The 9,969-nt window shown below is 61.5% G+C and carries 15 protein-coding genes; all 15 read right to left on the bottom strand.

The genetic code is table 11. The features are described 5' to 3' along the window. Positions 1–879, bottom strand: a complete 879-nt coding sequence (locus tag RDL77_RS24285) for a DUF2163 domain-containing protein (RefSeq protein ID WP_288195048.1) — start codon at positions 877–879, stop codon at positions 1–3. Further along, on the bottom strand, positions 876–1,505 hold the full coding sequence (locus RDL77_RS24280) for a DUF2460 domain-containing protein (protein WP_288195047.1): 630 nt from the start codon (positions 1,503–1,505) through the stop codon (positions 876–878). The genes RDL77_RS24285 and RDL77_RS24280 overlap by 4 nt, the downstream gene beginning before the upstream one ends. Before the next feature lie 11 nt (positions 1,506–1,516). Continuing rightward, complete coding sequence (locus RDL77_RS24275) at positions 1,517–2,047, bottom strand: phage tail tape measure protein (protein ID WP_288195046.1); 531 nt, start codon at positions 2,045–2,047, stop codon at positions 1,517–1,519. Further along, complete coding sequence (locus RDL77_RS24270) at positions 2,044–2,271, bottom strand: rcc01693 family protein (protein ID WP_288195045.1); 228 nt, start codon at positions 2,269–2,271, stop codon at positions 2,044–2,046. Before RDL77_RS24270 ends, RDL77_RS24275 begins: the two co-directional genes overlap by 4 nt. Then, entirely contained in the window at positions 2,268–2,606 is a 339-nt protein-coding gene (locus tag RDL77_RS24265; protein ID WP_288195043.1) for a gene transfer agent family protein, read from the bottom strand. Before RDL77_RS24265 ends, RDL77_RS24270 begins: the two co-directional genes overlap by 4 nt. Then, on the bottom strand, positions 2,606–3,019 hold the full coding sequence (locus RDL77_RS24260) for a phage major tail protein, TP901-1 family (RefSeq protein WP_288195042.1): 414 nt from the start codon (positions 3,017–3,019) through the stop codon (positions 2,606–2,608). Before RDL77_RS24260 ends, RDL77_RS24265 begins: the two co-directional genes overlap by 1 nt. 57 nt (positions 3,020–3,076) lie before the next feature. After that, a complete protein-coding gene (locus RDL77_RS24255) occupies positions 3,077–3,487 on the bottom strand; it encodes a DUF3168 domain-containing protein (RefSeq protein WP_288195040.1) in 411 nt (136 codons plus the stop codon). Next, positions 3,484–3,630, bottom strand: a complete 147-nt coding sequence (locus tag RDL77_RS24250; protein WP_288195039.1) for a hypothetical protein — start codon at positions 3,628–3,630, stop codon at positions 3,484–3,486. Before RDL77_RS24250 ends, RDL77_RS24255 begins: the two co-directional genes overlap by 4 nt. Then, positions 3,627–3,962, bottom strand: coding sequence for a phage head closure protein (locus RDL77_RS24245; RefSeq protein WP_288195038.1), 336 nt, complete (start codon positions 3,960–3,962; stop codon positions 3,627–3,629). Before RDL77_RS24245 ends, RDL77_RS24250 begins: the two co-directional genes overlap by 4 nt. Then, positions 3,962–4,522 carry a phage head-tail connector protein gene (locus RDL77_RS24240; RefSeq protein ID WP_288195037.1) on the bottom strand — a complete coding sequence of 187 codons (561 nt, stop codon included), beginning with the start codon at positions 4,520–4,522 and terminating at the stop codon, positions 3,962–3,964. The genes RDL77_RS24245 and RDL77_RS24240 overlap by 1 nt, the downstream gene beginning before the upstream one ends. Before the next feature lie 66 nt (positions 4,523–4,588). Then, positions 4,589–5,839, bottom strand: coding sequence for a phage major capsid protein (locus tag RDL77_RS24235; protein WP_288195035.1), 1,251 nt, complete (start codon positions 5,837–5,839; stop codon positions 4,589–4,591). Between the two features lie 35 nt (positions 5,840–5,874). After that, positions 5,875–6,414, bottom strand: coding sequence for an HK97 family phage prohead protease (locus RDL77_RS24230; protein ID WP_288195034.1), 540 nt, complete (start codon positions 6,412–6,414; stop codon positions 5,875–5,877). After that, positions 6,401–6,772, bottom strand: coding sequence for a DUF6107 family protein (locus tag RDL77_RS24225; protein WP_288195033.1), 372 nt, complete (start codon positions 6,770–6,772; stop codon positions 6,401–6,403). The genes RDL77_RS24230 and RDL77_RS24225 overlap by 14 nt, the downstream gene beginning before the upstream one ends. 2 nt (positions 6,773–6,774) lie before the next feature. Beyond that, positions 6,775–7,953 carry a phage portal protein gene (locus RDL77_RS24220; RefSeq protein ID WP_288195031.1) on the bottom strand — a complete coding sequence of 393 codons (1,179 nt, stop codon included), beginning with the start codon at positions 7,951–7,953 and terminating at the stop codon, positions 6,775–6,777. A gap of 804 nt (positions 7,954–8,757) precedes the next feature. Then, positions 8,758–9,969 (bottom strand): DNA-packaging protein (locus RDL77_RS24215; RefSeq protein WP_288195030.1); only part of this gene is annotated, 1,212 nt, incomplete at its 5' end.

The following is a 9,969-nucleotide window of genomic DNA, read 5'->3' as shown; positions in this document are numbered from 1 at the left end:
TCATGGCACCAGCACGCCGCCGTCGAAATTGCCCGATCCGTCGGCATAATTATAGGCGGCGTCATTGCCCGGCAGATGCGGAAACCCGCGAAAATTGGCCGTATTGCTGAACTTTGTCTTGCAGGTGCCAAAGCTCTTGTCACAACCCGGCAGCAGTGAAAATGTATCGCCTGCCCGCATGTCCGGAACCGGCGCATCGCGCAGGTCCAGCCGGATGTCATTCCCCGCCATCTCCTGCCCGGTCACCACACTGGTTCGGCCGGCTTTGCCGCCGGAAGTCCAGGTGAGCACGCCATTGCGGAACCAGTTCGCAGCGGCGGCGTGCAGGCCACTCGCCAGAAAGGCGCGGTCGGATATCACGCCGGAAACGCTGCCCTTCTCGTCATCGCTGCGATAGCCGCAGCGTGCATCGCCGAGCTCCGCATCGCAAAGCCGCGTGATCCGCCGTCCTTTCACCTTGTCGAGATCGACGGCGCTGCTTTTCAGCTCCGCCACGAAACGGTTGCCGCTGCGGGTAACGGTGCCTATCCTTGCCCGCCGCAAAAGGGCTCGCTGCTGCGGTGCCGCCCAGTTGACGATAAACGTCTCGACAAGGGCGTCGTCGAATGCACCGGATTCCACGCCGCTATCGGTAATGCCGAGGGATGACAGGGCACCCTCGACTTCCGCGCCATCAACAGCGAGCCCCAACGCACTTGTTGCCTCGCTGGCCGTCAGACCCGTCTGCGGTTCACAGCCCACGCCCTCGATGCTCAATAGCCGGTCATGGTCGGTGAAACCGAGGGTGACGCCATCCTTTCGACGTATGATCCAGCAAAAGCAATGGGTTGTCACATCACCTGCAAGATGTGATTCAAGCTCGGGAGAAAGGGTGTTCATGCCTTCACCTCAATGATCGGAATGGTCGGGATCTCGCCGGCCTTGAACGATTTGACGCTGATGGTCAGCCGGTCCGTATCGAAGCGGACGGGAACGTCAAAGGCAAAGCCGGCGGTCACAGACATTCCTGCGGGTGGTATGCGGTCGGGCTTGAACACGATTTGGCCTGTCAGCACATCGACCGTAAAATCGGCCGGCTCCTGCTTTTCAATGCCGCCCACCGCAACGCGCACGGAGCCCGGTACCGGCTTGGAGATAGTGCGCTGATAATCGCCATAGCGTTTCTGCAGCTGGAACACCGCCTGCTTTCCGTCACCTTGCCCCAACACCTGATCCGTCGCAGCAATCGGCTTGTCCGCCGCGCAGGACTGATGGTCGAACGGATCGCGGAACCGGAACGCAAGCAGCGAACCGCACCGCGCCTCGAAGAAGCCCAGGACCTCTTCCAGATCGGCCAGCGACCGTAGGCCCGTGCCCGCATCGTAATGATGGCGCGAGGACGCCCAGCGCGCATTGCGCTGTTCGTGTCCCGAGGTCAGTGCCACAATTTCATTCTTCCATTCCGGGCCGCCCGTTGCGCCAAAGGATACGCCGAGCGGAAACCGGAAGTCATGAAAAGGCTGCATCGCGTTGTTTCCTATAGGGTGCGCGTGCCGCGGCGCACGGCGCGCGCCAGCATGCCGGTCAGTTGGGCTTCCGATTTGCGGAAGGAGGCTGCATCGGGCGTATTCACGTGCAGGACCACCTGCACCGGCGAACCGCCTCCATGAGCAGCGATACCCAGCCTGCCATCCGCTCCGCGGGCCAGAGGCATGATGGCCTCCGCACCCGCCTCGCCCATCAGCCCGAGCGATCCGCCCGCACCAAAGTAAGTCGGGCTGGAAACCACGCCGCCCTTCGCATGCGGTTTTGCCGTGCCCAGCAGGCTTGAAAACATCGACGCGCTCCAATCTTCGAGCGATTTCATACCGGTGGTCAGCGCCATGCCAGCCATGTCCCGCCCCAACTGCCGCAGCACGTCACCGAGGTCGTTGCCGCTCATCACGGCGCTTTTCAACGACCCGGTCAGGACACGGCCGAATTGCTCGGACTGCGCCTTCAGGTCGGACAATGCCTTCTCGAAACCCGATGTATCGGCGTCGATCGCCACCGTCATTTTCTCGTTCATGGCTGTTCCTTGCCCAAAGCCGATGCATCGGGAAACGCCTGCATCAATTGTTCGAACCGCAGCCGGGAGAAGGCTGCGTGTCCCGGCGGCTCGGCGAAAGCCGCGCAGATTTCCCGTGGCGTCATTGCCCAGAAGTCATGTGTGGAAAGCCGCAGCAGGCCAAAGCCTGCGCCCATGAGGACCGCCCATGGAAAGACGAGACCGGAATCTGCTGCGGCATTCAAGGGTTTGCGCTGGATTGCTCCGTTTTTGATTCACCGAAGGTCGCCGCCAGCAGTTCACTGACGATGCGGGCAAAGCCCGTTGCCCCACCCTCCGCCCGCATCTGCGCCGCTTCCTCCGGCGTTATGCTGTTGCCGCCGCCCTTCAGCCCGGCAGCAATGATCTTTGCGGCGTCACGGGCGGAAAGTGTACCGCCGGAAAAGCGCTGCAACAGCATACCCATGTCGGCCGCCATGAAGGCGTCCTCCAATTCGGCCAATGCGCCCAGCGTCAGGCACAGCGTCCATTCGCGCCCGTCCAGGACGGCGCTGATTTCACCGCGATGCCGGTTTGCCATCAGGCCGCCTCGGTGAAACGGATGAGGCCGGCGGATTCCAGAGCGATGTCGAAGGTCACCTCGGCATCGTGCTTGCCGCCATATTCGAGCGCCGTGATCTGGAAAGGTCCCTGCAGCGAACCGAAATCCGGCAGGATGATCTGCCATGTCAGGATATCGCCTGCAAAAAATGCCCGCCGGATCAGCGCGTCCGATTGCGCATCCTTGAACAGACCCGAACCGCTGATCGATGCGCGCTGCACGCCGCTGCCGCCCAGGAGTTCGCGCCACCGCCCCGCCGCATCGGCGTCGGTCACATCGATGGTTTCGGTGTTGAAGGCGATCCGGTTGGACCGCAGCCCCGCGCAGGTGACGAACTTGCCGCCCGCATCCTGCAGTTTGAGCAGGATATCCTTGCCTCTCTGGGCGCCCATTGTTTGAAGTCCTCCATGCAAAAGGGCACCCGGCCGGTGCCCTGGCTCGTTCGAAGTCTACGGCTGAAACTCTTCCGTCACCGCGCGGTACCGCATGACACCGGCGAAGCTGCCGCGGCTGTCGGCCAGTGCCGTCTGCGTGTATTCGAGGCGGATGCTGACAAGTGTGTGCCCTTCCAGGGGCAGCGGCCCTGACAGCAGGATCTGCTCGATCCGATCCATGATGTCGAAAACCGTTTTCCGGTTGGCCCGATGTGTCCAGACATGCAGCGTCAGCAAATGCTCGCCGCCGCGTTCGGTAGACGTGCTCCAGTCATAGGTGCTGGCCGTCCCGAAGGTGATGTAGGGAAACTCGGCCTGCTGCGGCACATGATCGAAAACTCGCCGGTTCACCCATTCATTGAGACCCGCATCCGCCTTGAGTACCTGCAACAGTGCCTTTTGCAGTTGAAGCCCGGCGCCGGTCATCGCACAGGCTTTCGTTTGTCCGGCGCTTCCTGTTCATGCCCGGCCGGCCTTGATGCGTCCGTCACCTCTTCGCGCAGCTCAATCGCGCGCCAGCGCAGTGTTCGGATGAGGTCCGCTACCGTTGTTTGCAGGCTCAGTTTCATAGCCCCTCCTCCCGTGCCCGGCAGACGAGATATCGCCCGGTTTCATCGGGATCATGAATGGTCACCAGCCGGAAAATGCGGGCTCCCTTGCGCAGGCGCATGCCGCTTTTCAGATCGCCCCGTCCCCGCAGCGTGATGCGATGCGTGATTTCGGCCAGGCTCTGCCCGCCGTAAAACGCCGTGCCGGCACCTGCCGGCTCGATATGCGCCCAGAGCGTGGCTATTTCCTGCCATTGTTCGACGCTGCCGTTCACCGCGTCGTCAATGAGGATCGCCTGTTCCAGCTGCAGCTCATGCGCCAGTTTGCCGGGATCAATGAACAGGGTCGGCATCAGAGCGACACCCTTCGCCAGAGATTGACAACACGTTCGAATGCCGGCGTCAGGGAGACGGGATGGTCGGTCGGGCCATGGGTCCCGCGAAACTCATACCAGTGGGCAACCAGGGTCATCAGTGCGTGTTTGAGCGCATCCGGCACATCCACCCCGGTTTCGCCGAACCCGGCAATGACATCGATCTCCAATCCGCCCAGCCCGTGGGCCGGGGATTGCAGGTGCAGCCGTGCAGGACGGGTTGCGGCCTCCAGATGCATCGCCGCTGCAGGAAGAACGACCGGCACCCCGTCAGGCTCGTAGGCCGTGACGGAAGCAACGGATTGCACGGGATAGCGATCGATTCTTATCAGGCCGTCATTCGGCCAGCGGTCGATGTAAAACCGCAGCTGCTGTTTGATCAGCACCAGTCCGGTCAGGGTCTCCAGTGTTTCGCGTGCCGCCTTCAGCAGCCCGGAAAGGAGTGCATCTTCACCGGTTCCGCTCAGCCGCAGGAACTGGCGCAGATCCGCCAGAGCTACCGGCTCCACAGCCGGCGGCCTTACTACCGTGATGGTCATGGACATTCCTGCATTGGTTGAGAGGAGTTCGGCTGTATGAGTGTCGTGCAGCCAATTCTTGTTTGACTACGCCGCGAACTTCAGCAGCTTGATCGCATCGAAGTCCTGCACGCCGCCGCCCACACGCTTGGTCGTGTAGAACAGCACGTAGGGTTTGGCGGAATAGGGATCGCGCAGGACCCGCACCCCGGTGCGATCCACCACCAGATAACCCCGGGCGAAATCGCCGAAGGCAATGGCAGCGCCGCCGGTTGTCATCGGTGGCATCGCTTCTGCTTCGGTCAGCCGGAAGCCCAGCAGCGAGGCCTGCTGGCCTGGCGCTGCGGGCGGCATCCAGAGATAGTTGCCGTCATTGTCCTTGAGCTTGCGCACGGCTGCCTGCGTCTTGCGGTTCATCACCCAGCTGGCATTCTGCCGGTATCCGGCCTTCAGCGTGTAAACCGTATCAAACAGGATGTCCGAGGCGTTCGAGGCTGCAAACCCACCGGCAATGCCGGTTGAAACACTGCCCAGCTTGCCCCAGCTCCAGATCGCATCGGCAATGCTGTCATAGGTCAGGAACCCCCTGGGCTGGCTGGTGCCGTTGCCGTTGATGAAGGCCTGGCCCTCCTGTTCGGCGAAAGCGGTCTCGACCTCGGAGGATATCCACTGTTCCACATCGACCGCGGCGTCATCCAGCAGCGACGAGGATGCCGCCGGCATGGCGTAAAGCTCCATGGTGGGAAATTGCAGTTCCGCCAGTTTGGAGGCTTCCGTCTGCGGGCGGGCATCGGTTTCCCCGACCCAGCCCACGGCCGGTCCCTTCACCGCAAACGGCTTTTTCAATACGGAGCCGGATACCTGCCGCACCGTCGCGAGGGCACGAATGGGCGAGAGCGCGGCCAGCCGCATGCCGATATCGCGCTCAAGTTCCGGCGGCACGAGATAGCCGCCATCGGGCGCGGAGCCGATGGACAGAGCCTTGGCTTCGATGGTGCGCACGCCGTGCTCGTCGCCGCGCCGGATATAACTGTCGAAGGCGGTCTTGTGCTCCAGCGACAGCAACGGGCTCATCCCCGTTTCCAGGGCGGGCCGCGCCTTCTTCAGCAGCATATGGTCGATCATGCGCTTCTGTTCATCCAGCGCGTGATTGATGCGATCGACCTTTTCATCGGTCAGAACATCGGCGCTGGCACGTTTTTCAATTTGCATGATCCGGTCGTCATTGTTCTGGCGGAACTCATCGAAAGCCTGCATGAAATCATTGAATGCTTCGGCTACATTCTGTGTGCCCGCGCTCTTGGCTTCGGGCGCTGGTGCGGAAAATTGTTCGGTCATTTCAAATCCTTTGTGTGTGAAATGGAGAGAATGTTTCAAGCGCGGAGCCGCCGGGCGGCAGCCCGCAGGCTTGCCGCCAGCGCCGCATGAACGTCTGCCGGCTGCGCCTTGACCTGCCCAACCCGGGCCGAAGGCAGCATCGGAAATGTCACCACGGAAATTTCCCAGAGGTCCGCCTCGAGAATACGCCGGTTGCCGAGGCCATCTGTCTTGGCCTTGACGGTGCGAAAACCAATGGACAGCCCATCGATTGCCCCGGAGCGCATCAGTTCCAGCACGTCGCGTCCACGGGTAACACCGGTCGTCAAACGGCCCTCGACATAGAGCCCGCGCCTGTCCTCGACGATCCGGGTCCAGACGCCGATGGGCTCATTGGGATCGTGCTGCCAGAGCATGCGAATGCCTGCGGCACTCCGCTTGCGAATAGACGCGGCAAAGGCGCCCGGAGCGATGACATCCTTGCCGAGGTCGACCTCGCCGAACAGGCTGGCATAGCCGGAAAAACTGCCGTCGAGCTCAACCCGTTCGATGGCCACTCCAGCGAACTTTTTCTCAATTCTGTTATTTCTCCGCATTGGCGATATCCCTTTTACCGGAAGGACTTGGATGATCCTGCGGAGGTTTTGATTCACCGATGCGCGCCGTCAGACGGGAAAAAATGCCGAGGGCGGTCCAGGCCGCAAGACTGGCTGCCGCAGCGCCCATCAGCATCAGTTCGCCATCGCCGAGCTGGCCGCGGATGTCGAGTTCGGATGCAATCTTCACACCGGCCAGCCCGCCAAAAACCAGGCCGCAGACGATGCCGACGATAAAGCGGATGGCTGCCTCGCTCTTGTCCCTCGGCAGCATATAGGCAAGCGAGACAGCGGAGCCTGCAACGGCACCGGCTGCCTTTGCCGCCAGAATCCAGGCGGCATCGGACCAGTTTGTCATGATCATTCTCCGGAAAATTCGTGCGGCCTGCGGGCATATCCCACGGCCTCTCTCTTCTCGTCATCACTGAGGAATGGCGCTGCCGACACGCGTTGCCACAGCGCATCCCGTTCCATCGACAATCCGTCGATGCGATCGAAATCCGGCTCCAGCCGCAACCCGGCGCCATAAACCGGACCCAGCCAGTTGCCGATGGCCTTGGCGGTGCGGGTGATCAGCGGGATAACCGTCAGGCGATAGAATGCGCGATTGGCTTCGGCATAATTGGCATAGGTGTTGTCGCCGGGGATACCGAGCAGCATGGGCGGAACACCAAACGCCAGTGCAATATCGCGACTGGCGGCATTCTTGCCGGCGATGAAATCCATGTCGCGCGGTGACAGGCCCATGGATTTCCAGTCAAGCCCGCCTTCCAGCAGCAGCGGCCGTCCTGCCTTGGCCGCGCCGGTGTACCCCTCTTCCAGTTCGGTCTTCAGCCGCTCGAACTGCGCTTCGGTCAGCCGTGCCGTATCGGCAGGCGCGTAGACGAGCGCGCCGGATGGCCGTGCCGAATTATCGAGCAGCGCCTTGTTCCAGACGCCGGACGCATTGTGAATGTCGAGGGCCATCAAAGCCGCTTCGAGCGGTGCAAATCCGTAGTGGTCATCCAGCGGATGAAACAGTTTCAGATGCAGCGCCTGCCCGTCATCGAGCGGGATGGTGCGCTTGCTCGCGCCAACGCCATAGCAGAGCGCCAGCGGCCATCCATTGTCACCCGTGACCACGCGTATCCGGTCGGGGCGCAGAAGGTGCAGTTCGCTGGCACCGTTGCCGCTGCTGACCCTTTCCACATAGGCGTTACCGGACAAAAGGAGATGACCGTAAAGCGTTTCGAACAGGCTGGCCCCGTCGGCACCGCGATGCGGATTTGACAAGAGATCAAGCAGTGGATGCTGCGTGTGTTCCGTCCGTCCTTCATAGAGCAGCCAGGGCGTGGCGGCAGCGGCTTCCGCCAGCAGACGCACACAGCGGTAGACAACGGGATTGCGCATGAATCCCTGCCGGGACAGTCCGGTGTATCCGCCCTGCGACCAGCGCGCTTCACGGTCGAACTGCAGGGCGACAAACCCTTGCGCTGCCTTGGTCTGAAGATGCGGATTTTCGTTCGCGGCGCGACGGCGCCACGGCCAATGACGTACCATGGGACATGTTCTCTTTGTTGGGTGAAACGGATCAGATCGCCGGGACAACCGCACGCCGCATATCGCGCTGCCGTTTCAACCCTGCATTCGTTGAAGCTTCTGCAAAATCCGGCAATGTGATGAAGCGGAACAGGTTTTGAGAGCGAAGCAGAACGCACCGAGCAAGCCGGTGTATCGGGAAGATGGGCCTCCCGGCCTCGGCAAGGGCCTTGCTCTCAAACTTGGAGGTGAATGATGTGGTATCTGCCACTTAGCATCACCTTGGAAATGAAAAGGACCCGGACCAGCTTGCAACTGACGATCCGGATCCAATTCATCTTCTAGGAAACGGGGCGCGGGCGAAAGCTCGCGTCCCACTCCAAGACAATACAATAATTCCGCGACCTTTCCAAGCAACCCAGAGTGGCTGGGCGCTCATCATGGGAATGGTTTTTCACTCTCATAACAACCGCACGCGGTATATCGCACCGGCGATTCAACCCTGCATTCGTTGAAGCTTCTGCAAAATCCGGCAATGTGTTGAAGCGGAACAGGTTTTGAGAGCGAAGCAGAACGCACCGAGCCAGCCGGTGTATCGGGAAGATAGGCCTCCCGACCACAGCATTGGCCTTGCTCTCGAACTTGGAGGTGAACGATGTGGTATCTGCCACTTAGCATCACCCTGGAAATGAAAAAGACCCGGACATGCTGGTCACTCTGCGTCCGGGTCCATTTCATTCACTAGGAAATGGGGGACGGGCGAAAGCTCGTTCCCTACTCCAAGACCATACAATAACTTTTCCGCCTTTCCAAGCAACCCGGGGTTTAGCCAATCACCCGAATACGCGGGATGACCTCTCTTTTCAGCATCAGCTCGCTCAAAGCCCAGACCAGCGCGTCGACGCGATCCGGCGAGCGGCCGTTCGACAAGCCCGCATGGGTGAAATCGCACATCTCGTCCTCCAGTGCGGCAAACCGGCCAGCATGCCGGACCCTGCCCTGTTCGTACAGGGCGGCAATGGGCTCGGCGCGCAGCGCCTTGCCCCGATTGGCCCGCACACCGCGCACCGGCACCCTATCATCCTGCGCGGCAATCACCGCAGCCACCATATCGCCGCCCTGATTGACTTCCGCAATGATCAGGTCAGCCTCCAGCCGGTGAAACAGCGCAACCGCGCGCCGTGCCCATTGGATGGGCTTGGCCGGTGCAAAACTCTCATCCGCGAGCACCCAGCCCGTCCCCGCCGCATCAAGTCCGGCAGCAACAATGCCGCAGGCATCGGATTTTCGCGTGGCGCTGGCCGGGGGATCAATGGCGACGACAATCCTTTGCATCTCGGGCACATCATCGTTGTAAATCTCATCCAGCATCGACCGGGACCACAGGGCATCGCGCCGCTCCTCGATCAGCTCGCCGTCAAGCTCCTGCCGCCCCAGACGGGTTCCGCCATAAAGCCTGTTCACATGTGTCAGAAAGCTTTGAGCAAGATTGGCTTCGTTCTCCGCCGTTCGCATGCGGTTCACCAGAACAGCATCATCATTCATCAATGTCTTGAGCAGCGCGATGGGTTTCGGGGTGGTTGTCACCACCTGCTTGGGATTTTCCCCGAGGCGCAAACCGAATTGCAGCATGTCCCAGGTTTCCTGCGCATGTTTCCACTTTGCCAGTTCGTCGCCCCAGGCGGCATCGAATTGCGGCCCACGCAGGCTGTCGGGATCCTCCGAGGAGAACATTGCCGCCGTCGCGCCATTGGCCCAGACGAGCCGCCGGCGCGTCACCTCGAAACGCGGCCGCTCGGCCCGCGATACCGCCATGATCCCGGACGGGCCGTCGACCATGACCTCGCGCACATCGGCAAGCGTTTCGCCCACCAGCGCGATGCTGAGGGATGATCGCGGCCCGAACGGCGGAAAGCCCTGCACGATGCTGTTGACCCACTCGGCCCCGGCGCGGGTCTTGCCGGACCCGCGCCCGCCAAGGATCAGCCATGTCCGCCAATCCCTATGCGGCGGTTGCTGGTTCGCCCGCCCCTGGAA

Source organism: uncultured Phyllobacterium sp., from assembly GCF_902479695.1.
Taxonomy (GTDB): Bacteria; Pseudomonadota; Alphaproteobacteria; order Rhizobiales; family Rhizobiaceae; genus Phyllobacterium; species Phyllobacterium calauticae.
This window is presented reverse-complemented; position numbering and strand designations above follow the sequence as displayed.

What these genes read in the sequence shown, in the direction of transcription:
- RDL77_RS24230 (WP_288195034.1), bottom strand. Translation starts at nt 6,414, where the DNA reads ATGCGGAGAAATAACAGAATTGAGAAAAAGTTCGCTGGAGTGGCCATC.
- RDL77_RS24235 (WP_288195035.1), bottom strand. Translation starts at nt 5,839, where the DNA reads ATGACCGAACAATTTTCCGCACCAGCGCCCGAAGCCAAGAGCGCGGGC.
- RDL77_RS24250 (WP_288195039.1), bottom strand. Translation starts at nt 3,630, where the DNA reads ATGAAACTGAGCCTGCAAACAACGGTAGCGGACCTCATCCGAACACTG.
- RDL77_RS24220 (WP_288195031.1), bottom strand. Translation starts at nt 7,953, where the DNA reads ATGGTACGTCATTGGCCGTGGCGCCGTCGCGCCGCGAACGAAAATCCG.
- RDL77_RS24240 (WP_288195037.1), bottom strand. Translation starts at nt 4,522, where the DNA reads ATGACCATCACGGTAGTAAGGCCGCCGGCTGTGGAGCCGGTAGCTCTG.
- RDL77_RS24225 (WP_288195033.1), bottom strand. Translation starts at nt 6,772, where the DNA reads ATGACAAACTGGTCCGATGCCGCCTGGATTCTGGCGGCAAAGGCAGCC.
- RDL77_RS24255 (WP_288195040.1), bottom strand. Translation starts at nt 3,487, where the DNA reads ATGACCGGCGCCGGGCTTCAACTGCAAAAGGCACTGTTGCAGGTACTC.
- RDL77_RS24245 (WP_288195038.1), bottom strand. Translation starts at nt 3,962, where the DNA reads ATGCCGACCCTGTTCATTGATCCCGGCAAACTGGCGCATGAGCTGCAG.
- RDL77_RS24265 (WP_288195043.1), bottom strand. Translation starts at nt 2,606, where the DNA reads ATGGCAAACCGGCATCGCGGTGAAATCAGCGCCGTCCTGGACGGGCGC.
- RDL77_RS24280 (WP_288195047.1), bottom strand. Translation starts at nt 1,505, where the DNA reads ATGCAGCCTTTTCATGACTTCCGGTTTCCGCTCGGCGTATCCTTTGGC.
- RDL77_RS24260 (WP_288195042.1), bottom strand. Translation starts at nt 3,019, where the DNA reads ATGGGCGCCCAGAGAGGCAAGGATATCCTGCTCAAACTGCAGGATGCG.
- RDL77_RS24275 (WP_288195046.1), bottom strand. Translation starts at nt 2,047, where the DNA reads ATGAACGAGAAAATGACGGTGGCGATCGACGCCGATACATCGGGTTTC.
- RDL77_RS24285 (WP_288195048.1), bottom strand. Translation starts at nt 879, where the DNA reads ATGAACACCCTTTCTCCCGAGCTTGAATCACATCTTGCAGGTGATGTG.